Consider the following 21,783-nt stretch of genomic DNA (forward strand, 5'->3'; position numbering starts at 1 on the left):
GGTCAGAAGAGTGAGAGTTGTTCGGGCGGCGGGGCGAAGCGGGCGCGCAGGTCGGCGCTGTCGGTCAGGCGGCCGGGGGACCAGTCGGCTAGGGTGATGAAGGGGCGGGCGTTCCTGAGGTTCGCGCCCATGCGTTTCAGGTCGTCCCAGCGGAGGGTGCGGTGGCGGCGGGTGGCGAGGACGCGCTGCACCGTCCTGGTGCCGAACCCCGGGACGCGGAGGAGGAGCGGCTTCTCGGCCCGCTGCACGTCGAGCGGGAAGAGCGCCCGGTGCGCAAGCGCCCAGGCGAGTTTCGGATCAACCGCGAGGTCGAGGTTGCCGTCCGGGCTGGCGGCGGTGATCTCGCGCGCCTCGAAGCCGTAGAAGCGCATCAGCCAGTCGGCCTGGTAGAGCCGGTGTTCGCGCAGCAGTGGCGGCTGGATCAGCGGCAGCCTGGCCGAGGCGTCGGGGATCGGCGAGAAGGCGGAATAGTAGACGCGCTTGAGCCCGAAGTCGCCGTAGAGCCGCGTCGACGTGGTGAGGATCGTGGCGTCGTTCGAGCCGTCGGCGCCGACGATCATCTGGGTGGACTGGCCCGCCGGGGCAAAGCGGGGCGGGCGCTTGCCGGTGTGGCTGCGGTCCCTGGCGGCGGCGCGGCGGGACTTCACCCCGGCCATGGCGTCGCGTATGGTCGCCGGCGATTTCTCGGGCGCGTAGGCGGCGACGGCCGCGTCAGTGGGCAGCTCGACGTTCACCGACAGCCGGTCGGCGTAGAGGCCAGCTTGGTCGATCAGCTCCTGCGCCGCGTCGGGGATGGTCTTGAGGTGGATGTAGCCCTTGAACCCCTCGCGCTCGCGCAGGGTGCGGGCGATCTGGACCATGTCCTCCATCGTGCGGTCGGGCGAACGGATGATGCCCGAGGAAAGGAACAGCCCCTCGATGTAGTTCCGGCGGTAGAATTCGAGGGTGAGGTGCACGACCTCTTCCGGCGCGAACCGGGCGCGCGGGGTGTTCGAGGAGACGCGGTTCACGCAATAGGCGCAGTCGTAGATGCAGAAGTTCGTCATCAGGATCTTCAGCAGCGAGATACAGCGGCCGTCGGGGGCGTAGGCGTGGCAGATGCCGGAGCCTTCGGTCGAGCCCAGCCCGCCCCCGGTGCTGTCCCGCCGGCTGGTGCCGGACGAGGCGCAGGAGGCGTCGTAGCGGGCGGCGTCCGAGAGAATCGCGAGCTTGTCCTGGAGGGTCATGGGCATGATGTTCATGATATGTTCACGCTGCCCCCGGGCAAGGGCTGCCCGGTCACGAGGCTGCGAGCGGCCGCGCGGACCTCTCTTGATCGCCGCGCCGCGCTGCGGCATGGACGCGGCTCGGCGCGGTGATAGTGTGTGTCACCGTGAACTTAGGAGGTACGACGCCCATGACCCATCCCGTGTACGCCCGGATCGACGGCCCGGTAATCCTGATCGGCTTTGGCTCGATCGGGCGGGGGACGCTGCCTCTGATCGAGCGGCATTTCGAGTTCGACCGCGAGAAGCTGACGGTGATCGAGCCGAACCCGGCGCTGCACAAGGAGCTGGCGGGGCGGGTGCCGAAGCTCGTGACCGAGGCGCTGACCGAGGCGAACTACCGCGACGTCCTGGGCGGGCTGATCGAGCCGGGCCGGGGCTTTGTCGTCAACCTGTCGGTGGACACGGATTCGCTCGACCTGATGCGGTTCTGCCGCGAGAACGGGGTGCTCTACATCGACACGGTGGTCGAGCCCTGGGCAGGCTACTACTTCGGGACCGAGGACAACGCCGAGCGGACCAACTACGCCCTGCGCCAGCGGGTGCGGGACGAGAAGGCGGCCAACCCGGGCGGCACCACGGCGGTCAGCTGCTGCGGCGCGAACCCGGGCATGGTGTCGTGGTTCGTGAAGGAGGCGCTGCTGATGCTGGCGGCCGACACGGGCCGCGACGTGGCAATGCCGGTGGACCGCGAGGGCTGGGCCCGGCTGATGATGGAGCTGGGCGTGAAGGGCGTGCACATCGCCGAGCGCGACACCCAGGTCCGCAAGGAACCGCGCGAGCCGGGGCACTTCGTCAACACCTGGTCGGTCGAGGGGTTCATCGCCGAGGGGTTCCAGCCGGCCGAGCTGGGCTGGGGCACGGCGGAGACTTGGATGCCCGACAATGCGCACACGTTTTCAACGGGTTGCCTGGCGGGTATCTGGCTGGAGCAGCCGGGCGCCAACACCCGGATCAAGACCTGGTGCCCGACGCCGGGGCCGCAGTTCGGGTTTCTCGTGACGCATAACGAGGCGATCTCGATCGCGGATTACTACACCGTGGGCAAGGTCGAGATGCCCGAGTTCCGGCCGACCTGCCACTATGCCTATCACCCCTGCGACGACGCGATCCTGAGCCTGCACGAGATGTTCGGGTCGAGCCAGATCCAGGAGGACCACCACATCCTCGACGTGGACGAGATCGAGCCGGGCGGGATCGACGAGCTGGGGGTGTTGCTGTTCGGGCACGAGAAGAACGCGCTCTGGTACGGCTCGCGCCTGTCGAACGACGAGACCAAGACGCTGGCGCCGGACCAGAACGCGACGGGGCTGCAGGTGACGAGCGCGGTGTTGGCCGGCATGGTCTGGGCGCTGGAAAACCCGCGGGCGGGGATCGTCGAGACCGACGAGATGGACCACCGGCGCTGCCTCGAGGTGCAGCGGCCATACCTCGGGCCGGTCGAGGGGCATTACACCGACTGGACCCCGCTGACCGACCGCCAGACCCAGTTCCCCGAGGACCTGGACGAGGAAAATCCCTGGGCCTTCCGGAACGTCCTGGAACGGCTGATCTGACGTCGGTATCGCGTCGGTATCACGTCGGTATTGCGTCGGTGTTTTGCACCGACGTCGGGCGTACGGGGTGGTTACGGGATGTTGGTGTCGGGGTGGGGTGGAACCCCACCCGCCCGAGGCCAGCGGCAGGCCGCCGTGTCACCCCGCCGCGCCGCGCCGCAGGTAGGGCTGGGCGAAAAGCCAGAGCCCCGAGGCCATCAGCAGGAAGAGCGGCGCGAGGGGCAGCATGTAGAGCCATTGCGGCACCTCGATCCCCAGTCCCAGCATCGCGAAGATGCCGGCGACCACGAGGGTGAAGAGCATCGAGAGCCAGCGGTGCAGCTGGCGGATCATCCGGGTCATGGTTCCGTCACTCCATCCCGTCGAGCACGGTTTCCAGCGCGTCGAAGAAGCGCGGCCAGCCCAGCTTCGCGCCGCCGTAGTACATCGGCTGGTCGTCGCGGAAGCCGGTCTGTTCCATCGTCAGCCGGGTGCCGGTCGGCGTCTCGGTCAGGGTCCAGTGGACGGTCGAAGCCAGGTCGCCCGCATTCCACGAATAGGCCAGGGCGCTCTGCGGCGCGACCTCGATCACCTCGCAGCGGACGGTGCCCCAGTCGGCGGTCATCTCGAACACGTGGCCCGGCACGGGGCGGAAATCGGTCTTCATCAGCCAGTCCTCGATCAGGTGGCTTTCGGTCAGGGCGCGCCAGACCTTGGCCGGGGGATGCGGCAGGTCGCGCTCCACGGTGACGGTGCGCGTGGCGGTGGCGGTTTCGGTCATTGGTCCATCCTCTTGAGAAGGTCTTCGAGATCGCTGAACCGGGCCTCCCAGAAGCCCTGCATCTCGGCCGTCCAGTCGCGGAGCGGCACAAGCGCCTCGGGCCGGGCGGCATAGCGGGTCTGCCGGCCGTCCTGCGTGGACGCGACCAGCCCGGCCGCCTTGAGCTGGGCCAGGTGCTTGGAGACGGCGGGCTGCGAGATGCCGGCGCCCTCGGTCAGGGTGCCGACGGTCAGCGCGCCGTCACGGCAGAGCCGTTCGAAGATCGCCCGGCGGGTTGGATCGGACAGGCTCTTGAACAGGAGGTCGCGGGAGGGGGTCATCGATTCTCATAACTGTTTGGTTATGGGTTTATTGATAGCCGAATGGTTATGGGTGTCAAGCGGCGAGGGAAGGGCAGGTCTGCGGGGCTGGGTAGGCCTGCGACCGGGCGGTGTTGCGCTTGGGCCAGCCGGGCGGAGAGCATCGTGCACCGGACGGGCCTGCGGCCTCGCGGACACTGGCCCTTGCCCGGCGGCTTCGCTAAGAGGGGCGGACTTTACGGGGTGTTTGACATGACCGATCCGCTCCGGCCGCAGCCGGGTATCATGGACATCGCGCTCTACGTGAGCGGGCAGGCGCAGATCGAGGGCCGTGACGAGGTTCTCAAGCTCTCTTCGAACGAGAACCATTACGGCTGCTCGGATAAGGCGCGCGAGGCCTACCTGCGGGCGGCGGTCAACCTGCATCGCTATCCCAACACCGACCACGCGCCGCTGCGCCGGGCGATCGGAGAGGTCCACCGGCTGGACCCCGACCGCATCATCTGCGGTGTCGGATCGGACGAGGTGCTGCAGTTCATCGCACAGGCCTATGCCGGACCGGGCGACGAGGTCATCACCACCGAGCACGGATTCTCGATGTACCCGATCCTGGCCCACGCGGTCGGCGCGACGCCGGTGACCGTGGCCGAGAAGGAGCGGCGGATCGACGTCGACCTGATCCTGCGCGCGGTCAGCGACCGCACCCGGATCGTGTTCATCGCCAACCCGGCCAACCCGACCGGCACGATGCTGGACGAGGCGGAGCTGGAGCGCCTGGCGGGCGGATTGCCGGAGCACGTGGTGCTGGTGCTCGACGGCGCCTATGCGGAATTCGCCAATGGCTTTGACGGCGGCGCCTCGCTGGTCGATGCCTACCCGAACGTCGTGATGACGCGAACGTTTTCCAAGATCCACGGGCTGGGCGGTCTCCGGATCGGCTGGGGCTATGCCCGGCGCGAGGTCATCGACGTGCTGAACCGTATCCGGCAGCCCTTCAACCTGTCCGAGGGGCAGATGGCGGCGGCCGAGGCGGCGGTGCGCGACGTGGACTTCACCCGGCGCTGCCGGGACGAGAACGCGCGCTGGCGGGACTGGCTGCGTCAGCAGCTGGTGCAGATGGGCGTGGACTGCGACGAGAGCCATGCGAACTTTGTCCTGGCGCGGTTCGCCGATGCCAAGCGGGCCGAGGACTGCGACAAGGTGCTGAAGGACAACGGGATCCTGGTGCGTAAGGTCGCGGGTTACGGCCTGCCGAACTGCCTGCGGATCACCGTGGGCGACGAAAGCGCCTGCCGCCGGGTGATCCACGCCATCGGCACGTTCAAGGGGGTGCGCTGATGGCACAGGTCTATGATCGCGTCGCGCTGATCGGGCTGGGGCTGATCGCCTCGTCCATGTTCTGGGCGATGAAGCGTGGCGGGCTGGCCGGAGAGGTCACGGGCTATGCCCGGACCGCGGCGACCCGCGACACCGCGCGCGAGATCGGGCTCTGCGACCGGGTCTGCGACACGGCGGCCGAGGCGGTCGAGGGCGCGGACCTCGTGGTGCTCTGCGTGCCGGTGGGGGCCATGGGCCGGGTGGCGGAGGAGATCGCGCCGCACCTGAAGCCGGGCGCGACGGTGACGGATGTCGGGTCGGTCAAGGGATCGGTGATCGAGGCGGTCGGCCCGCACATCCCCGAGGGGGTGCACTTCATCCCCGCGCACCCGCTGGCGGGGACCGAGCATTCCGGCCCGACCTCGGGATTTGCGGAGCTTTTCGACAACCGCTGGTCGCTGCTGGTGCCGGTCGAGGGGTCGGACCCCGAGGCGGTGGCCCGTCTGCGGGCGCTCTGGGAAGGCATGGGCGCACATGTAGATGAGATGGATCCCGCTCATCACGACCTGGTTCTTGCCGTGACCTCGCACACGCCGCACCTTATCGCCTATACCATGGTAGGCGTGGCAGATGACTTGAGACGCGTGACAGACAGCGAAGTGATCAAATACTCGGCCGCGGGGTTCCGGGATTTCACCCGCATCGCGGCCTCGGACCCGACCATGTGGCGGGACGTGTTCCTGACCAACAAGGACGCGACGCTGGAGATTCTGGGCCGCTTCACCGAGGAGCTCTTTGCGTTGCAGCGGGCGATCCGGACCGGGGACGGCGATCTGCTGCACGACTATTTCACCCGCACCCGCGCGATCCGCCGCGGCATCATCGATGCCGGGCAGGACACCGATGCGCCGGACTTCGGCCGGGGCACCAAGCGGTCATGAAACGGCTGGCGATCCTCCTGGCGATCGCCACCACAGGCGCGGCCCAGGCTGCGCCGCCGACCCAGTCGCTGAGACCCGTCGCCCGTGGCGGCGACGCCGTGGCCGAGGCGCCCGCACCGGCCGAGACGGCCGCGCCGGCGCCGGTGGCCCAGACCGCGCCGCAGGTGGCGCCGCCGGTCCGGCCCGCGGCGAAACCCGCCGCACCGACACCGGCCCCCGCCGCGACGGACGCCCCTGCTGCCAGCGCATCGGCCGCAGCGCCGCGCACGGCGCTGCGGCCCCGCGTGCGGCCCGGTGGGCTGGCCCCTGAGCCCGAGGCCGCACCGGCCCCCGCACCCGAAGCTGTGGCCGAGGCCGCGCCGGAGGCTCGCGGTTCGACGGTGCAGGATGTCGGCGTCGCGCCGGACACGGCCGAGCGCCCGAACACCGTGCTGGGGATGCTGGGGCTCGAGACGGCGACCGACGGGCCGTCGCCCGCGCCGCCGCCGACCGAGGCCAACGCGCCCACCCCCGAGGACCTGGGCGTGCAGCCCGAGGCGGAACCGAAGGACAACACCCTGATGGCGCTGCTGCGGCCGCGGACCCGGACCCGCAACGTCGAGGACAACGCCAAGCGGGTCGAGACCGGGCGCACCGGCCAGAAGATCTGCGGCGACCCGTCGATCCAGGGGATCTTCGTGGGCAAGGTCAGCTCCTCCAATTCCGCCTGCGGGCTGGACGAGGCGGTCCGCGTCTCATCCGTCTCGGGGATCTCGCTGTCGACCCACGCGGTGATGGACTGCACCACCGCGCGGGCGCTGAACGCCTGGGTCGGCCAGGCGGCGCGGCCCGCGCTCAAGGGCTATGGCGACGGGCTGGTGCAACTGCGGGTCGCGGCGCATTACGCCTGCCGGACGCGCAACAACCAGCGCGGCGCCCGGATCTCGGAACACGGCAAGGGCCACGCGATCGACATCGCGGGGTTCCGGCTGCGCAACGGGCAGGAGGTCACGGTGCTGAACCACTGGAGCGACCCCAAGCTGGGGCCGGTGCTCCAGGCGCTGCACCGGTCGGCCTGCGGTCCGTTCGGCACCGTGCTGGGTCCGAAATCGGACCGCTTCCACCAGGATCACTTCCACTTCGACACGGCGCGTTACCGGTCGGGCACCTACTGCCGCTGACGCGCCTCAGCGCAGCAGCAGAACCGGCGCGGGCCCCAGCGGCACGGGGCCCAGGAAGGCGCGGCCGTTGCGGAACGAGATGGTGGCGTTGAGGCTGTCGGAGCGTCCGCCCGAGAGGTTCGCGACCAGCGTCAGGCCGCGGGTGATGGCGGTGGCGGTGCCTTCGGACATGGCCCCCGCGGCGACCGCGACCTCGAGCATGGCTTCCCAGTTCTCGGCCTTGATCGCGATCTCGCCGGTGGGCAGGCCGGCCTCGTCGATGCTCAGCTCTCCGGTGGCCGAGATCTTGAGCGGGCCCCATTCGGCCTCGGCGATGCGCAGGCGGACGTGGGTCGGCTGCGGGCGGGCGTCCTCGAGCGCGTCGAGGTCCCAGGGCGCGTCGAACTTCACGTCGGCGTCGACATTGATCTTGGTCACCTCGGGCGGCAGCGCGACCTCGCCCGCGACGCGGTTCAGGAAGGGGTCGGGCAGGGTGATGCCGTCGGCGTAGAAGCCGATGCGGTAGTCGCTGGTGGCACCGGGGAGCAATTCGACCGCGACGCGCAGGGTGTCGATCCCCAGCGTGTCCTCTTCGGTCACGGCGATGTTCGACCCGACCAGCCGCGCCTCGCGCAGGGGCAGCCGGGACGAGGCGCCGACCCGCATGCTGGCGCGCAGGTCGTCGTTGGTGATCGTGTACTGCGCCTCGGGCGTGGACAGCGTGCTGTCGCCGGGGAAGATCGCGATGACCTCGTTCGGGCGGTAGGCCAGCGCCACGATCTGGAACATCGGCGCGGTCCAGGCCCAGCCGGTTTCGGGATCGGCGATGTCGAGATCGGTGAAGGTGGTGTCGAAGCGGTAGGGGAAACCGCCGACCGAGAGGTCGGAGTATTCCGCCTGCCAGCCGTCGGCGCGGCGGGCGTCGAACCAGTTGGCATAGGCGCTTTCGAGCTTGCCGGCGGCGAAGAACCAGTAGCCGGTCCAGGCCACGACCATGGTGACGAGGATGACGGCGATGATGGTGAACAGGCGTTTCAAGACGGCCCCCTTCTGATCCGCGCGGCGAAATGGTAACCGGGTGACCGGCCCCCGAGGCATAGCCGGTCGCGGGGCATGGTGCCAGTGGCAGGAAAGGGCAGCGACATGACGTCCTGGGTGTTCGGTTACGGATCGCTGATGTGGAACCCGGAGTTCGACCCGGCCGAGGCGGTGACCGCGACCCTGCCGGGCTATCACCGCAGCTTTTGCATGAGCTCGATCCACCACCGCGGGTCCGAGGCCGAACCGGGGCTGGTGCTGGCGCTCGACGCGATGGCGGATGCGGCCTGCCGGGGCCTCGCGCTGCGCATTCCCGAGGCGGGGCAGGCGGCGATCCTGGCCGCGCTGCGGGAGCGTGAACTGATCTCGTCCGCCTATGTCGAGCGGGTGCTGCCGCTGCGGCTGGACGACGGGCGGCAGGTCGAGGCGCTGGCCTATGTGGTGGACCGCGACCACCGTCAGTACTGCGGCGGGTTGAGCGAGGAACGGCAGGCCGAGATCATCGCCCATGCCCATGGCGGGCGCGGTCCGAACCGGGAATACCTGTGGTCGACCGTCACGCACCTGGAAACCCTGGGCATCGACGATCCCGAATTGTCACGAATTGCGGCAAGGGTCCGTGATATCGTGGATAAATCCTTGGCTTGATCCGGGCCACCCCGTAGAATCAGGCAAAGTAACCAGTGTCAGGACACGTCCCCCGAATGGACCAGCCGGACCGCGAGGCCCATACGCAGTTTTCCCAACCCGTCCGCCAGATCATGCTGATGGTGATCGTGCTCGGGCTGACCGGTTTCGGTGTCTTCATCGCCGCCCCTCGGGTGTTGCCGGTGTTCATGGCGAACCCCTTCCTCAACGGCTTTATCGTCGTGGTATTCGGGATCGGCGTGATCTCGTGCTTCTGGCAGGTGGCGCAGCTGATCGCCTCGGTCCGCTGGATCGAGGCGTTCGTCGGCAACCGGCTGGACGACGAGGGCGTGCGCGCGCCGCGACTGCTGACGCCGCTGGCGACGCTGCTCAGGTCGCGGTCGAAGCGGATGCAGATCTCCTCGACCTCGTCGACCTCGATCCTGGAATCCGTGGCGATGCGGATCGACGAGGCGCGTGAGATCACGCGCTACATCGTCAACCTGCTGATCTTCCTTGGCCTTCTGGGCACGTTCTATGGCCTGGCCACGACAGTTCCGGCGGTGGTCGACACCATCCGCAGCCTCGCGCCGCAGGACGGCGAAGGCGGGGTCGAGGTGTTCAACCGCCTGATGACCGGCCTCGAAGCGCAGCTGGGGGGATGGGCGTGGCCTTTGCCTCCTCGCTCCTGGGCCTGACGGGATCGCTGGTGGTGGGGCTCCTCGAGCTCTTCGCGGGGCAGGGGCAGAACCGGTTCTACCGCGAGCTCGAGGAATGGATGTCGACGATCACCCGCGTGTCGTTTGCCAGCGAGGCGGGCGAGGGCGGCGAGCATGGCGCGATGGCCGGGATGGTCGACCACATGGCCGAGCAGATGGAAAGCCTGCAGACGATGTTCACCCAGTCCGACGTCAGCCGGTCGATGCTGGAGGAACGGGTCGGATCGCTGGCCGACGCGGTTGCCGCGCTGGCCGGACGGATCGAGGCGCAGACCGATGCGAACCCGGTGATCCCGGCGCTGGAGCGGGTGGCCGAGGGGCAGGAGCGTCTGCTGGAGCTGATGGCCAAGACCGGCGGCGACGGGATCGACGCCGAGAGCCGGATGCGCCTGCGGTCGATCGACGTGCAGATGCTGCGCATCCTCGAGGAAATTTCCGCCGGCCGTCAGGAGACGATGACCGAGCTGCGCACCGACCTGGCCGCGCTGGCCAAGGCGGTGCAGGCCACCGCGCGCCGTCCCTCGGCCTTTGGCGACGTGCACCGCGCGCCGGTCAAGAAGGCGGGCGGCGGCCAGGAGGGCTGATCCATGGCCCTGTCGCGCCGCAATTCGAGCCATCGGAACCAGCACGCGATCTGGCCCGGCTTCGTCGATGCGATGACCGGCCTCCTGCTGGTGCTGATGTTCGTGCTGACGATCTTCATGGTCGTGCAGTTCGTGCTGAAGGAAACCATCACCGGGCAGGAGAGCCAGCTGGACGAGCTGAGCGGCGAGCTGGCGGAACTGGCGCGCGCGCTCGGGATGGAGCGGGACCGCACAACTCGGCTGCAGGCGGACCTCGGCACGCTGAACGCGACGCTCGCGGATGCCGAGGACCAGGCCGAGGCGCAGGCGGCGCTGATCGCTTCGCTCACCTCGGAGCGCGACCAGGTCACCGCGGACCTGCGCACGGCGCGGGCGCGGATCACCGATTTCGAATCCCAGGTGGCGGCGCTGCTGGCCGAGCGCAACGATGCGCGAAACCAGGTCGCCGACCTGGAAGAGGCGCGGCAGGCCCTGATCTCGGACCAGGAGGCGCTGCAGCTGGCGCTGGCCCGCGCCCGCGAGGAGATCGACGCCGGGGCCGAGGCGGCGCGGCTTTCGGCCGCCCGGCGCGAGGCGCTCGAGGCGCTGATCGCCGACCTGCGCCGCGAGGCGGCCGAGGCGGACCAGCAGAACGTCGCGCTGAGCGACCAGGTGGCGTCGCTGCAGGAGGACCTGTCGGACGAGGAAAAGGCGCGGCTGGCCGAGGCGGCGGCGGCGCAGGCCCTGCGCGAACGCCTGAAAGGTGCCGAGGATGAGCTGACGGCGATGACGCTGGCGCTGGAGGAACAGCGCAAGCGGGCCGAGGACACGCTGACCCTGCTGGCGGCGGCACGCGACAAGGGCGACGACCTGACCGCGCAGCTGGCCGCGGCGCTCGTGACCCGCGACGAGACGACGGGCCGGGTGGACAGCCTGACCGACGACCTCGAGGCCGCGCGGGCCGCGCTGGCGGCGGCCGAGGCCGAGCGCGACGCGCTGGCGCGGGAGATCGACACATCGGACCGGGACGAGATCGCGCGTCAGCTGGCCGCCGCGCTGGCCGCGAAGCTGGCCGCCGAGCAGGCCGCCGGGACGCGGTTGAGCGAGGCGGAACAGCGCGAGGTGCTGCTGCGCCAGGCGCAGAAGGAACTGGCCGAGCAGGAGGCGCTGTCGGCCGAGAGCCGGCGCAAGGCGGAGCTTCTGAACCAGCAGGTGTCGCAGCTGCGGTCGCAGCTTGGCGCGCTGCAGGCGGTGCTGGACGACGCCAAGGACCGTGACGCCGCCAACCGGGTCGAGATGGCCAACCTCGGCCGAGACCTGAACGCGGCGCTGGCACAGGCGGCCGCGGAACAGCGCCGCCGGGCCGAGCTGGAAGAGGCCGAGCGCAAGCGGCTGGAGGCGGCGAACGAGGACCTGGAGAAGTACCGGTCGGATTTCTTCGGGCGGCTGCGCGACCTGCTGGCCGAACGCGAGGGCGTGCAGGTCGTGGGCGACCGGTTCGTGTTCTCCTCCGAGGTGCTCTTTGCCCCGGCGGAGGCGCGGCTGTCGTCCGAAGGGCGGGACCAGATCGCCAATGTCGCGGCGCTGATCCGCGACGTGTCGGCCGAGATCCCCGAGGGCATCGACTGGATCCTGCGGGTCGACGGGCACACCGACAACGTGCCGCTGACCGGCAATGCGCAGTTCGCCGACAACTGGGAACTGAGCCAGGCGCGGGCCCTGTCGGTGGTGCGCTTCATGTCCGAGGAACTGGGCATTCCGCCCGAACGGCTGTCGGCCAACGGCTTTGGCCAGTACCAGCCGATCGCCGAGGGCGACAGCCCCGAGGCGCGCGCCCAGAACCGGCGGATCGAACTGAAGCTGACCGAGCGCTGAGGCGCGGGATCAGGCGGTTTTCGGGCGGATGAGGTTCACGTGGCCCATCTTGCGGCCCGGACGGCTTTCCGCCTTGCCATAGAGATGCAGCGCCGCGTCGGCCTGTTTCGCGAGCGCGGGCACCCGGTCCATGTCGTCGCCGATCAGGTTCTCCATCACCACGTCCGCATGGCGGCTGCCGTCGCCGAGCGGCCAGCCCGCAACCGCACGGATGTGCTGTTCGAACTGGTCGACGGCGCAGCCGTTCTGCGTCCAGTGGCCGGAGTTGTGGACCCGCGGTGCGATCTCGTTCACGACGAGGCCGTTGCGGGTGACGAAGAGCTCGACCCCCAGCACGCCGACATAGTCGAGGGCGTTCAGGATTTTCGACGCCAGCAGCACCGCGTCCATGCGCAGCGGGACGGGCAGGGCGGCGGGCACCGTGGTGCGGCGCAGGATGCCGTCCTCGTGCACGTTCTCGCCGGGGTCGAAACAGGCCACGTCGCCATCGGGGTTGCGGGCGGCGATGACGCTGACCTCGATCGAGAAATCGACGAAGCCTTCGAGGATCGCGGGCGCGCCGTTCATGTCGGCCAGCGCCGCGGCGGCGTCGGCGGGGGTCATGATCCGGGCCTGCCCCTTGCCGTCATAGCCGAAGCGGCGGGTCTTGAGGATCGCGGGGGTGCCGATCTCGGCCAGAGCCGCGTCGAGAGAGGCGGCATCGGTCACGTCGGCAAAGGGCGCGGTGGCGAGGCCGAGATCGCGCAGGAAGGACTTTTCGGTCAGCCGGTCCTGGCTGACGCGCAGCGCCTCGCGTCCCGGACGGATCGGGCGGATGGTTTCCAGCAGGTCGAGGGCCGAGGTCGGGATGTTCTCGAACTCGTAGGTGATGACGTCGACGCTTTCGGCAAAGGCGCGCAGCGCCGCCTCGTCCTCGTAGCTGGCGGTGGTGCAGGCGCGGGCGACGTCGGCGGCGGGCGGGTTCGCGCCGGGTTCATAGACGTGGCAGGCGATCCCGAGGCGGGAAGCCGCGGCCGAGAGCATGCGGCCGAGCTGGCCACCGCCGAGGATGCCGATGGTCTTCACCTCACTCATCGACGGGCACCTCGGGGATCGAGGCCGACAGCGCCTCGCGCCAGGCGTCGAGGCGGATGGCGAGTTCCGTGTCCGAGGTGGCGAGGATGCCGGCGGCCATGAGGCCCGCGTTGGCGGCCCCCGCCGCGCCGATCGCCATGGTGGCGACCGGGTAGCCCTTGGGCATCTGTACGATGGAATAGAGGCTGTCGACGCCCGAGAGCGCCCGGGTCTGCACCGGCACGCCCACCACCGGGACGCGGGTCTTGGACGCCATCATCCCGGGCAGGTGCGCGGCGCCGCCGGCGCCCGCGATGATCACCTTGAGGCCGCGGCCCGCGGCCTCTTTGCCGTAGGCCCAGAGCCGGTCGGGGGTGCGGTGCGCCGAGACAATCCGGGTCTCGTAGGTCACGCCCAGTTCGTCGAGGATGAGGGCGGCCTCTTTCATCGTGGGCCAGTCCGACTGGCTTCCCATGATGATTCCAACCTGAACGTCAGCCATGTCGCGTCCCCTGTCGCTGCCTTTGCCCCGTCATAGCGAATGGCGCGGCGGGTGCAACGTTCAGGCGATGATGTCGGGGGTCAGGCGGTCCTCGATCCGGGCGATGAGGTCCTTGAGCCGCAGTTTCTGCTTTTTCAGGCGCTGCAGGGTCAGCTGGTCGGAGGTGCCCCGGTCCTGCATCGCGACGATGGCCTCGTCGAGGTCGCGGTGCTGCTGGCGGAAAACCTCCAGCTCCACGCGCAGGACCTCGTCGGTCTTCATCGAGATATCCGTCTGGGCATTCATGGCGCGCGGTCCGTCCGGTGGCTGTTGCGACGAGAATACAGTGCCACCGTCCCTCGGGGAAGCCCCGAGCGGATTCCGCGGGGCCGACTTGCGCGGGTCCGGAACAGCCCCCATATTTCCAGTCGAGGGGGTCGCCTGTGGCAGGGGCCCCGGACAGACGGTCGCTTTACCGAAGGGCATGTCGATGACGAAGATGACACTGGGGTCTCACCCCTACCTCCTGGGCTTCGAGCAGCTGGAACGGCTGATGGAGCGCAACGCCAAGGGCGGCAACGAAGGCTACCCGCCCTTCAACATCGAACAGACCTCCGACACGTCCTATCGCATCACGCTGGCGGTTGCCGGGTTCTCGGAAGACGACCTGGCCGTCACGGTCGAGGATCGCCAGCTGGTGATCCGCGGACGCCAGCGCGACGACGGCGAGGGCCGCATCTACCTGCACCGCGGCATCGCGGCACGCCAGTTCCAGCGCAGCTTCGTGCTGGCCGAGGGCGTGGAGGTGGGCCAGGCGTCGATGGAAAACGGCTTGTTGCACGTGGATTTGAACCGGGCGGAGCCCGACCGCGTTGTCCAGACAATCAAGATCAGGAAGGACTGAGCGATGGATACGAGATACGACATGCCGCAAGAGGCCGAGGATCACGGCCACCGGATCGTCTATATCCGCCCGGTGGCGGTCGAGGACCTGCCCGAAGAGGTGCAGGAACAGGCCATGGGCGCCGAGACGATCTATGCCGTGCACGACGAGGACGGCGAGCGTCTGGCGCTGGTGAAGGACCGCAAGCTGGCCTTTGTGCTGGCCCGCCAGAACGATTTCGAGCCGGTCGCGGTGCACTGAGCGCCGGACAGGGTCGATGGGTTGCAGCCCCGCCGTGAGAACGGCGGGGTTTTTCTTTGGCGCGGACCGGGGTATCTGGGGCCGGCGGAGCTGAGGGCCACGCGGCGGGCGCGGAGCGTTGACATGGCGTGCGGCGCGGCGGAGCCTGCGCCGGGCAACGCACCGGAGGGCACCATGGCCAGCTACGAGTTCGACTGGGTGGACGCGTTCACCGACACCTCGATGGGCGGCAACCCCTGTGTCGTCGTGCACGGGGCCGCTGAGATCCCCGTCGAGCGTCGCATCGCGCTGGTGCGCGAGACGCGGCTGTCAGAATGCGCCTACCTCGTGCCCTCGGACAGGGCCGATTTCGGGGCGCGGTATTACCTGCCGGACGGCGAGATCCCGATGGCGGGGCATCCGACGGTGGCGACGGTGATCTCGCTCCTCGACCGGGGGCTGGTGCGGCTGCAGGACGGGCGGGCGGCCTTTACGCTCGAGGTCGGGTCGGGCGTGCTGCCGATCACGGTGACGGGTCGCGACGGCGCGGCGCCGGTCGTGACGATGACGCAGGCGCAGCCCGTGTTCGGCAAGGTCTACGACCGGGGCGCGGTGGCCGCCCTTTTTGGCCTGAGCGTGGCCGACGTGCTGGACGATCCGCAGACGGTGTCGACCGGGTCGGCCTTCTGCATCCTGCCGCTCAAGGACATCGCGGCGCTGCGGCGGGCGGTGCCGGATCATGCCGCCATCGCCGCCTTCCTCGACGCCGCCGACACCGACTGCCGGATGGTGTTCCTGACCACGCCGCAGGGGGCGACGGCGGCCGGCGACACGTTCTCGCGCCTGCTGATGCGGCCGCCGGGGCCGGAAGAGGACAGTTTCACCGGCTCTGCCACCGGGTGCATGGCGGCCTATCTCTGGGCGCGCGGGCATCTGGACCGGCCGGCCTTCACCGCCGAGCAGGGCCACGACATGGGCCGCCCCGGCGCCGCGCAGGTCGAGGTGCTGGGCCCGCGCGAGGCAATCACCGGGGTCAGGGTCGGCGGGTCCGGCACGGTGCTGATGCGCGGCACGCTGGAGCTGTGAGCCGCGCCGCCGCCCGCGGGCATAGTCAAGCCTTTGAAACGGATGCGTTTCAGTATTGAATGACGGCCATCCCCGGCGTCGATCCCGCCGGGTGGCCGCAGAAAGGACCGTCATGGACTCCGGAATCCCAAACTTCGTCTTCTTCGTCATCGTCGCGATCTTTGTCGTGGCCGTGCTGCTGCCGTCGATGATCGTGATCACCGGCCAGCAGAACGTCCGCCTGATCGAGACCTTCGGGCGCTTCAGCTCGGTCCGGCAGGCGGGGTTGTCGTTCAAGCTGCCCTGGCCGATCCAGACGGCGACCTCGAACTTCTCGCTCCGCGTGCGCGAGATCGCCGAGGACGTGGGCGTGAAGAGCTCGGACAATGCCTTTGTCGTGGTGCCGATCCGGGTGCAGTTCGCGGTGAAGGAGGGCGGCGAGCGCGACGCCTTCTACCGCCTCGACGATCCCGATGCGCAGATCCGGTCCTACGTGGTGAACCAGGTCCGTTCCACCGCGTCGAACATGACCTTCGACGACCTCTTCCGCTCGCGCGATGCGTTCGAGACCGACGTGGAGCGGACGCTGGCGGTGCGGATGGGCGAGTTCGGGTTCAAGATCGAGAACGTGCTGGTGGACGATCCGCAGCCCTCGGTCCAGCTGCGCGAGGCGTTCGACCGGGTGATCGCGGCGCAGCGGCTGAAGGAGGCCGCCACCAACGAGGGCGAGGCGCTGCGCATCAAGTCGGTTGCCGCCGCGCAGGCCGAGGGGGAATCCCTGCGCATCCGGGGCGAGGCCTATGCCGCCTTTCGCAACATCATCGCCGAGGGCAATGCCGAGGCGCTGACAAAGTTTACCGACAAAACGGGGCTGATCGAGAAGGACGCGCTGGATTTCTTCATCTCGGTCAACGAGATGGAGGCGGTCACCACCGCCGCGCAGGCGGGTGGACGCGTGGTCTTTGTCACCGGCAGCGCGCGGAGCGGGGTGGACAAGGCGGTCCTGGGCATGGTGGAGCCGGACGGGGAGTGACGGCGCCGGGCGCGTCGAGCCCTGCGGCACGCAACCCTTGCAGGGTCGGACCGGCGCGGTGCGCCGGTCCTGTCATTCCGGGGCCGTTCCGGGGTGGCGGATTGCGGCCGCCTCAGGCGGATTTCGAGTAGCCGCCGTTGTAGGCCTCGCTCTTGCGGCGGATCTGGGCGTGTTCGACGATCCGCTCGCGGGCGATCCCGCGAAACGCCTCGATCGAGGCATAGCCGCTGCGTTCGAGGTAGTCGGACAGATCGCCCGTCAGCTCCTGGATGAGCTTCACGCCGATGCCGCCGCTGCCCTTTTCCTCCATCGCCGCGGTGCAGACCTGAAGGTTCCCGGCACCGTGCGCGATGAAGTTGAAGGCCTCGCGGAAGCCGCGGATGCCGCCGATGCCGGAAATCGACTTGTCCGGGTACGCGCGCGAGACGTCCGAGACGCGCTGCAGGGCCTGGTGCAGGATCGCGAGCCCGCCGAGGCCGCCCGAGGTCACGTAGCCGTCCACTTCGACCTCGAACTTCAGGGTCTCGGGGTCCATCAGCGGGAGGGAGGGGAAGGTGTTGCAGAGCGAGATCGACGCGGCGCCCGCGTCGTAGGCGGCACCCGCGGCATCGACGAGGGTCGAGGTCGAGGGCGTGAGCTTGACCCAGATCGGCACGTCGACCGCCCCGGTCACGGCCTTGAGGATCGACCGGATGATGTCCTCGTCGTTGGCGATGTTGGCGCCCATGTCCTTGCGGTCCATGTGGGGGCAGGACATGTTGAGCTCGATCGCGTCGCAGCCGACGGCCACGACGGCCCGTGCCAGCTTGCGCCAGTTCTCCAGCTCTTCCTCGCTGCCCGCGCCGGCCATGATCGAGGCGATGAGCATGCGGTCGGGATAGGTGGTCTTGATCTCTTCGAGGTCGGGCAGCCAGAGGTCGAGCGGCTGGTCCGAGATCAGTTCCCAGTTCCACGACGAATGCGACACGGTGTCGGGCCGCTTGATGCGCGACACGTAGGGCTTTTCCTCGCTTGCGCGCTGGTAGATCGTCTTGGGCCCGGCGACGTTCTCGACCGGGTGCAGGCCGATCGTCTTGGTGACGACACCGCCCCAGCCTGCCTCGAACGCCTTCAGGATCTTGCGTTTGCTTTCCGTCGGCGGCGCGGAGGCCAGGACGAACGGGTTGACGAACTTCAGGCCGGTAAAGGTCGTGGTAAGCTCAGTTGGCATGGTGCCTCCCCAGGGTTGGTCCCCCCAGCACCGTAATTTTTTACCAATAAGTCAATAATCTTGCCTGCGCCGCTGTCGAACCCGTGAAAAACAGGGCCGCGGAGGCCACGTTGTGATGGAAACATGGGCAGTTTCGGCGGGTTTGCGCCCCCGGCCCGCAACGGAAACGGGCGACCCCTTTCGGGGCCGCCCGTCCTGATCCTGGACTGTCACACCGGTCAGTGCGCGGCGATGAGGCCCATGCTTTCGAGTTTCAGCAGCACCTGGTGGGCGCAGTTGTCGACGTCGGCGCCGACGGTCTCGACCCGGAGCTCGGGGTTCTCGGGCACGTCGTAGGGGTCGGAGATCCCGGTGAATTCCTTGATCTTGCCCTCACGCGCGAGCTTGTAGAGGCCCTTGCGGTCCCGCTTTTCGCATTCCTCGATCGAGGTCGCGACGTGGACCTCGATGAAGGCGCCGTACTGCTCGATCTCTTCGCGGACATGGCGGCGGGTGGCCGCGTAGGGCGCGATCGGGGCGCAGATGGCGATGCCGCCGTTCTTGGTGATCTCGGATGCGACGTAGCCGATCCGCTTGATGTTCAGGTCGCGGTGTTCCTTGGAGAAGCCCAGCTCGGAGCTGAGGTTCTTCCGCACGATGTCACCGTCGAGCAGGGTCACCGGGCGGCCGCCCATCTCCATCAGCTTGACCATCAGCGCGTTGGCGATGGTCGACTTGCCGGAGCCGGAGAAGCCGGTGAAGAACACGGTGAAGCCCTGCTTGGAGCGCGGTGGCTTGGTCTTGCGCAGTTCCGACACGACCTCGGGGAAGGAGAACCATTCCGGGATCTCGAGGCCCTCGGCCAGGCGGCGGCGCAGCTCGGTGCCCGAGATGTTGAGGATGGTGACGTTGTCCTTGTCCTCGATCTCGTCCGCGGGCTCGTACTGGGCGCGTTCCTGCACGTAGACCATGTGCTTGAAGTCCACCATCTCGACGCCGATCTCGTCCTGGTACTCGCGGAAGAGGTCCTGCGCGTCGTAGGGGCCGTAGAAATCCTCGCCCTGGGAGTTCTTGCCCGGGCCGGCGTGGTCGCGGCCGACGATGAAGTGGGTGCAGCCGTGGTTGGCGCGGATCAGGCCGTGCCAGACCGCCTCGCGCGGGCCGGCCATGCGCATGGCGAGGTTCAGCAGCGACATCGTGGTGGTCGAGCCCGGGTACTTGTCCAGCACCGCCTCGTAGCAGCGGACACGGGTGAAGTGGTCGACGTCACCGGGTTTCGTCATGCCGACGACCGGGTGGATCAGCAGGTTGGCCTGGGCTTCCTTGGCGGCGCGGAAGGTCAGTTCCTGGTGCGCGCGGTGCAGCGGGTTGCGGGTCTGGAAGGCCACGACGCGGCGCCAGCCCAGCTTGCGGAACAGGGCGCGCAGTTCGTTCGGCGTGTCGCGACGGCCGCGGAAGTCGTAGTGGACGGGCTGCTGGATGCCGGTGACCGGGCCACCGAGGTAGATCTTGCCCGCGTGGTTGTGCAGGTAGTTCACCGCCGGGTGCGCGAGGTCGTCGGCGCCGAAGACCATCTTGGCCTCTTTCGACTTGTCCGGGGTCCAGCGGTCGGTGACGGTCATGGTGCCGAGGATGACGCCTTCCTGGTCGCGCAGGGCGATGTCCTGCCCGATCTCGATGGACTCGGCGAATTTCTCGTTCACGTCGAGGGTGATCGGGATCGGCCACAGCGCGCCGTCGGCGGTGCGCATGTTCTCGACGACGCCGTTGTAGTCAGCCTCGGACAGGAAGCCCTTGAGCGGGTTGAAGCCGCCGTTCATCAGCATCTCGAGGTCGCAGATCTGGCGCGGGGTCAGGTCCCACGAGGTCAGATCGGCCGCGTCGACTTTGAGCTTCTGGGCGCTCTCGTAGGAGACGTAGAGCTCCGGGATGGGGGCGAGGTTGGATTGCATCAAAGTGCTCCTGTACTTGAGGGGGGCGAGGTCGCTGACGGAACCGGTCAGTTCCGCGTGCAACGCCGCGTATTCCGAGAATTTCCGGGCAAGGAATGTGTTGATCAGCCGGGCTTTCAGATCGACCCCGCGTTCGGTCAGCGCATAGGCCACGCGCTGGCGTCGGTCGGGGCTTTCGCGGCCTACCACCGCGATCAGGCCCGCCTCGGTGGCGGCCCTGAGCTGAGCGTTCAGCCGGCCGAGAGAAATGTTCAATGCCTCCGCCGTGGTCCTCTGCGAGGCCTCGGGCGCCTTTTCCACCTGACGCAGGAGACGGAAGAGTTGATCGTCCTCCGGCAGCGTCGAATGGGTCGGGTGGGCATTCATGTCAGGCGACTCGAAATATGTTCAGCGCTGAACACATCTCACTCTTCGCACCTGCAGAAAAGGGCAAAAGCCGCCGTTGGCGGATTTTCACCGGCATTGTCGCCGGGTCGTTGACGTTTGGGCAGTCTCGGGGGGAATGGTTTCCGGTTCGGGCCGGAAAGCGGCGCGCGTCAGCGGCGCCGCGTGGCGGCGCGGCCCCGAAATTGCCGGGGCCGCCCGCGGATCGGGTCAGTTGGCGCCTTCGGTCTCGGGTGCGCCGTGGCCGAGGGGCAGGGTGGTGTCGCCCTCGGCCAGGCCGTGTTCGGCCAGGAACCGTTCGGCATCGAGCGCGGCCATGCAGCCCATGCCGGCCGAGGTGACGGCCTGGCGGTACTTGTGGTCGGTCAGGTCGCCCGCGGCAAAGACGCCGGGGATCGAGGTCTCGGTCGAGCCGTCCTTCACCTTCACATAGCCGCCGTGGTGCAGTTCGAGCTGGTCCTTGACCAGTTCCGAGGCGGGCGCGTGGCCGATGGCGACGAAGACGCCCTTGGCCGGGATCTCGGTGATCTCGCCGGTGTCGACGTGTTTCACGCGGATGCCGGTGACGCCCTTGGGGCTGTCCTCGCCGACGATCTCTTCGACGACGTGGTGCCAGAGCGGTTCGATCTTTTCGTTCTTCATCAGCCGGTCGACGAGGATGCGTTCCGCGCGCAGTTCGTCGCGGCGGTGGATCAGCGTGACCTTGGAGGCGAAGTTGGTCAGGAACAGCGCCTCTTCCACGGCGGTGTTGCCGCCGCCGATCACCACGATCTCCTGCCCGCGGTAGAAGAAGCCGTCGCAGGTCGCGCAGGCCGAGACGCCGAAGCCCTTGAAGGCCTCTTCGCTGTCGAGGCCGAGCCACTTGGCGCGCGCGCCGGTGGCCAGGATCACCGCGTCGGCGATGAAGGTGGTGCCGCTGTCGGCCTTGGCGACGAAGGGGCGTTTCGAGAGGTCGAGGTCGGTGATGTAGTCGCCGATCACCTCGCAGCCCATGGCCTTGGCGTGGGCTTCCATCCGGACCATCAGGTCGGGGCCCTGCACCTCGGTGTCGCCGGGCCAGTTCTCGACCTCGGTGGTGGTGGTGAGCTGGCCGCCGGGTTCGATCCCCTGCACCAGGATCGGTTCCAGCATCGCGCGCGAGGCGTAGACGCCCGCGGTGTATCCGGCCGGGCCGGAGCCGATGATGAGGACCTTGGTGCGGCGTTCCTGGGACATGGCATCCTCCGATGGTTGGTCCGTTGCATATAGAGAGTCGGGCCGGGGGAGTGAAGGCCGGGATGGCGCAGGGCGGGCATTCGCTGTGCGAAAGGCGGAAGGCGGCGGGATTCCGGGCGCCCCGGCGGGCGGGTCCGGCACATCCCGCGCCGAGCGCGACAGGACGTTGCGACAAGAATGTTGCGCCTC

General features: G+C 68.7%; 21 protein-coding genes and 1 pseudogene. 11 read left to right on the forward strand and 11 right to left on the reverse strand.

Annotation, left to right across the window (positions count from 1 at the left end; translation table 11 throughout):
* Window positions 1-2 precede the first annotated feature (2 nt).
* Window positions 3-1,226: a putative DNA modification/repair radical SAM protein gene (locus ACE2AC_RS19625; protein WP_375692141.1), complete on the reverse strand. Its 1,224-nt coding sequence runs from the start codon at window positions 1,224-1,226 to the stop codon at window positions 3-5.
* Window positions 1,227-1,396: 170 nt separating this feature from the next.
* Here ACE2AC_RS19625 and ACE2AC_RS19630 point away from each other — a divergent pair, with 170 nt between their 5' ends.
* Window positions 1,397-2,821, forward strand: a complete 1,425-nt coding sequence (locus ACE2AC_RS19630) for a homospermidine synthase (RefSeq protein WP_375689468.1) — start codon at window positions 1,397-1,399, stop codon at window positions 2,819-2,821.
* Between the two features lie 138 nt (window positions 2,822-2,959).
* Here ACE2AC_RS19630 and ACE2AC_RS19635 read toward each other — a convergent pair whose 3' ends face one another.
* Genes ACE2AC_RS19635 through ACE2AC_RS19645 form a run of 3 tightly spaced genes read right to left on the reverse strand, consistent with a single transcriptional unit; the run spans window position 2,960 to window position 3,901 of the window.
* Window positions 2,960-3,163 carry a hypothetical protein gene (locus ACE2AC_RS19635; protein ID WP_375689470.1) on the reverse strand — a complete coding sequence of 68 codons (204 nt, stop codon included), beginning with the start codon at window positions 3,161-3,163 and terminating at the stop codon, window positions 2,960-2,962.
* A 7-nt stretch (window positions 3,164-3,170) separates the two neighbouring features.
* Window positions 3,171-3,581 carry an SRPBCC domain-containing protein gene (locus ACE2AC_RS19640; RefSeq protein WP_375689472.1) on the reverse strand — a complete coding sequence of 137 codons (411 nt, stop codon included), beginning with the start codon at window positions 3,579-3,581 and terminating at the stop codon, window positions 3,171-3,173.
* The gene (locus ACE2AC_RS19645; protein WP_375689474.1) at window positions 3,578-3,901 is read right to left on the reverse strand and encodes an ArsR/SmtB family transcription factor; all 324 of its coding nucleotides are present in this window, start codon (window positions 3,899-3,901) and stop codon (window positions 3,578-3,580) included. The genes ACE2AC_RS19640 and ACE2AC_RS19645 overlap by 4 nt, the downstream gene beginning before the upstream one ends.
* 231 nt (window positions 3,902-4,132) lie before the next feature.
* On the opposite strand from ACE2AC_RS19645, the gene hisC reads away from it, so the two are divergent.
* The 3 genes from hisC to ACE2AC_RS19660 are packed head-to-tail and all read left to right on the forward strand — an operon-like array spanning window position 4,133 to window position 7,298.
* A complete protein-coding gene (gene hisC, locus ACE2AC_RS19650; RefSeq protein ID WP_375689476.1) occupies window positions 4,133-5,218 on the forward strand; it encodes a histidinol-phosphate transaminase in 1,086 nt (361 codons plus the stop codon).
* Complete coding sequence (locus tag ACE2AC_RS19655) at window positions 5,218-6,138, forward strand: prephenate/arogenate dehydrogenase family protein (protein ID WP_375689478.1); 921 nt, start codon at window positions 5,218-5,220, stop codon at window positions 6,136-6,138. The genes hisC and ACE2AC_RS19655 overlap by 1 nt, the downstream gene beginning before the upstream one ends.
* The gene (locus tag ACE2AC_RS19660; protein WP_375689480.1) at window positions 6,135-7,298 is read left to right on the forward strand and encodes an extensin family protein; all 1,164 of its coding nucleotides are present in this window, start codon (window positions 6,135-6,137) and stop codon (window positions 7,296-7,298) included. The genes ACE2AC_RS19655 and ACE2AC_RS19660 overlap by 4 nt, the downstream gene beginning before the upstream one ends.
* Before the next feature lie 6 nt (window positions 7,299-7,304).
* Here the strand turns inward: ACE2AC_RS19660 and ACE2AC_RS19665 are convergent, their stop codons facing one another.
* Window positions 7,305-8,315, reverse strand: coding sequence for a DUF2125 domain-containing protein (locus ACE2AC_RS19665; RefSeq protein WP_375689482.1), 1,011 nt, complete (start codon window positions 8,313-8,315; stop codon window positions 7,305-7,307).
* Window positions 8,316-8,420: 105 nt separating this feature from the next.
* Here ACE2AC_RS19665 and ACE2AC_RS19670 point away from each other — a divergent pair, with 105 nt between their 5' ends.
* The 3 genes and pseudogenes from ACE2AC_RS19670 to ACE2AC_RS19680 all read left to right on the forward strand — a co-directional run bounded on the left by ACE2AC_RS19670 (window position 8,421) and on the right by ACE2AC_RS19680 (window position 12,099).
* The gene (locus ACE2AC_RS19670) at window positions 8,421-8,963 is read left to right on the forward strand and encodes a gamma-glutamylcyclotransferase (RefSeq protein WP_375689484.1); all 543 of its coding nucleotides are present in this window, start codon (window positions 8,421-8,423) and stop codon (window positions 8,961-8,963) included.
* Window positions 8,964-9,019: 56 nt separating this feature from the next.
* Window positions 9,020-10,245 (forward strand): annotated as a pseudogene (locus tag ACE2AC_RS19675) (biopolymer transporter ExbB).
* A gap of 3 nt (window positions 10,246-10,248) precedes the next feature.
* A complete protein-coding gene (locus tag ACE2AC_RS19680; protein ID WP_375689486.1) occupies window positions 10,249-12,099 on the forward strand; it encodes a peptidoglycan -binding protein in 1,851 nt (616 codons plus the stop codon).
* 9 nt (window positions 12,100-12,108) lie between these two features.
* Here the strand turns inward: ACE2AC_RS19680 and ACE2AC_RS19685 are convergent, their stop codons facing one another.
* The 3 genes from ACE2AC_RS19685 to ACE2AC_RS19695 are packed head-to-tail and all read right to left on the reverse strand — an operon-like array spanning window position 12,109 to window position 13,939.
* Complete coding sequence (locus tag ACE2AC_RS19685; RefSeq protein ID WP_375689488.1) at window positions 12,109-13,173, reverse strand: 5-(carboxyamino)imidazole ribonucleotide synthase; 1,065 nt, start codon at window positions 13,171-13,173, stop codon at window positions 12,109-12,111.
* A complete protein-coding gene (gene purE / locus ACE2AC_RS19690) occupies window positions 13,166-13,654 on the reverse strand; it encodes a 5-(carboxyamino)imidazole ribonucleotide mutase (protein WP_375689490.1) in 489 nt (162 codons plus the stop codon). Before purE ends, ACE2AC_RS19685 begins: the two co-directional genes overlap by 8 nt.
* 60 nt (window positions 13,655-13,714) lie before the next feature.
* Window positions 13,715-13,939 carry a YdcH family protein gene (locus tag ACE2AC_RS19695; protein ID WP_375689492.1) on the reverse strand — a complete coding sequence of 75 codons (225 nt, stop codon included), beginning with the start codon at window positions 13,937-13,939 and terminating at the stop codon, window positions 13,715-13,717.
* A gap of 184 nt (window positions 13,940-14,123) precedes the next feature.
* Here ACE2AC_RS19695 and ACE2AC_RS19700 point away from each other — a divergent pair, with 184 nt between their 5' ends.
* The 4 genes from ACE2AC_RS19700 (at window position 14,124) to ACE2AC_RS19715 (ending at window position 16,854) form a co-directional block, all read left to right on the forward strand.
* Window positions 14,124-14,537: an Hsp20 family protein gene (locus ACE2AC_RS19700; RefSeq protein WP_375689494.1), complete on the forward strand. Its 414-nt coding sequence runs from the start codon at window positions 14,124-14,126 to the stop codon at window positions 14,535-14,537.
* Between the two features lie 3 nt (window positions 14,538-14,540).
* Window positions 14,541-14,777 carry a DUF1150 family protein gene (locus tag ACE2AC_RS19705; protein WP_375689495.1) on the forward strand — a complete coding sequence of 79 codons (237 nt, stop codon included), beginning with the start codon at window positions 14,541-14,543 and terminating at the stop codon, window positions 14,775-14,777.
* Between the two features lie 174 nt (window positions 14,778-14,951).
* A complete protein-coding gene (locus ACE2AC_RS19710; protein WP_375689497.1) occupies window positions 14,952-15,842 on the forward strand; it encodes a PhzF family phenazine biosynthesis protein in 891 nt (296 codons plus the stop codon).
* Between the two features lie 112 nt (window positions 15,843-15,954).
* Window positions 15,955-16,854 carry an SPFH domain-containing protein gene (locus tag ACE2AC_RS19715; protein ID WP_375689499.1) on the forward strand — a complete coding sequence of 300 codons (900 nt, stop codon included), beginning with the start codon at window positions 15,955-15,957 and terminating at the stop codon, window positions 16,852-16,854.
* Window positions 16,855-16,966: 112 nt separating this feature from the next.
* On the opposite strand, the gene ACE2AC_RS19720 is transcribed toward ACE2AC_RS19715, so the two are convergent.
* From ACE2AC_RS19720 to trxB, 3 genes are all read right to left on the reverse strand, one after another.
* On the reverse strand, window positions 16,967-18,064 hold the full coding sequence (locus ACE2AC_RS19720) for a tRNA-dihydrouridine synthase (protein WP_375689501.1): 1,098 nt from the start codon (window positions 18,062-18,064) through the stop codon (window positions 16,967-16,969).
* A gap of 218 nt (window positions 18,065-18,282) precedes the next feature.
* Window positions 18,283-20,361, reverse strand: a complete 2,079-nt coding sequence (locus tag ACE2AC_RS19725; RefSeq protein WP_375689503.1) for a bifunctional sulfate adenylyltransferase/adenylylsulfate kinase — start codon at window positions 20,359-20,361, stop codon at window positions 18,283-18,285.
* A gap of 228 nt (window positions 20,362-20,589) precedes the next feature.
* Window positions 20,590-21,594, reverse strand: a complete 1,005-nt coding sequence (trxB, locus tag ACE2AC_RS19730) for a thioredoxin-disulfide reductase (protein WP_375689505.1) — start codon at window positions 21,592-21,594, stop codon at window positions 20,590-20,592.
* Between the last annotated feature and the right edge of the window lie 189 nt (window positions 21,595-21,783).

The organism is Pseudooceanicola sp. LIPI14-2-Ac024, assembly GCF_042188925.1.
In the GTDB taxonomy this organism is placed as follows: domain Bacteria; phylum Pseudomonadota; class Alphaproteobacteria; order Rhodobacterales; family Rhodobacteraceae; genus Pseudooceanicola.

Bases quoted from the DNA above. Each gene is read 5' to 3' on its own strand.
- ACE2AC_RS19635 (WP_375689470.1), bottom strand. From the start codon at position 3,163: ATGACCCGGATGATCCGCCAGCTGCACCGCTGGCTCTCGATGCTCTTC.
- ACE2AC_RS19630 (WP_375689468.1), top strand. From the start codon at position 1,397: ATGACCCATCCCGTGTACGCCCGGATCGACGGCCCGGTAATCCTGATC.
- ACE2AC_RS19700 (WP_375689494.1), top strand. From the start codon at position 14,124: ATGACGAAGATGACACTGGGGTCTCACCCCTACCTCCTGGGCTTCGAG.
- ACE2AC_RS19670 (WP_375689484.1), top strand. From the start codon at position 8,421: ATGACGTCCTGGGTGTTCGGTTACGGATCGCTGATGTGGAACCCGGAG.
- ACE2AC_RS19695 (WP_375689492.1), bottom strand. From the start codon at position 13,939: ATGAATGCCCAGACGGATATCTCGATGAAGACCGACGAGGTCCTGCGC.
- ACE2AC_RS19645 (WP_375689474.1), bottom strand. From the start codon at position 3,901: ATGACCCCCTCCCGCGACCTCCTGTTCAAGAGCCTGTCCGATCCAACC.
- ACE2AC_RS19685 (WP_375689488.1), bottom strand. From the start codon at position 13,173: ATGAGTGAGGTGAAGACCATCGGCATCCTCGGCGGTGGCCAGCTCGGC.
- ACE2AC_RS19680 (WP_375689486.1), top strand. From the start codon at position 10,249: ATGGCCCTGTCGCGCCGCAATTCGAGCCATCGGAACCAGCACGCGATC.
- ACE2AC_RS19725 (WP_375689503.1), bottom strand. From the start codon at position 20,361: ATGAATGCCCACCCGACCCATTCGACGCTGCCGGAGGACGATCAACTC.
- ACE2AC_RS19710 (WP_375689497.1), top strand. From the start codon at position 14,952: ATGGCCAGCTACGAGTTCGACTGGGTGGACGCGTTCACCGACACCTCG.
- hisC (WP_375689476.1), top strand. From the start codon at position 4,133: ATGACCGATCCGCTCCGGCCGCAGCCGGGTATCATGGACATCGCGCTC.
- ACE2AC_RS19640 (WP_375689472.1), bottom strand. From the start codon at position 3,581: ATGACCGAAACCGCCACCGCCACGCGCACCGTCACCGTGGAGCGCGAC.
- ACE2AC_RS19705 (WP_375689495.1), top strand. From the start codon at position 14,541: ATGGATACGAGATACGACATGCCGCAAGAGGCCGAGGATCACGGCCAC.
- ACE2AC_RS19720 (WP_375689501.1), bottom strand. From the start codon at position 18,064: ATGCCAACTGAGCTTACCACGACCTTTACCGGCCTGAAGTTCGTCAAC.
- ACE2AC_RS19715 (WP_375689499.1), top strand. From the start codon at position 15,955: ATGGACTCCGGAATCCCAAACTTCGTCTTCTTCGTCATCGTCGCGATC.
- ACE2AC_RS19655 (WP_375689478.1), top strand. From the start codon at position 5,218: ATGGCACAGGTCTATGATCGCGTCGCGCTGATCGGGCTGGGGCTGATC.
- ACE2AC_RS19660 (WP_375689480.1), top strand. From the start codon at position 6,135: ATGAAACGGCTGGCGATCCTCCTGGCGATCGCCACCACAGGCGCGGCC.
- ACE2AC_RS19625 (WP_375692141.1), bottom strand. From the start codon at position 1,226: ATGACCCTCCAGGACAAGCTCGCGATTCTCTCGGACGCCGCCCGCTAC.
- purE (WP_375689490.1), bottom strand. From the start codon at position 13,654: ATGGCTGACGTTCAGGTTGGAATCATCATGGGAAGCCAGTCGGACTGG.
- trxB (WP_375689505.1), bottom strand. From the start codon at position 21,594: ATGTCCCAGGAACGCCGCACCAAGGTCCTCATCATCGGCTCCGGCCCG.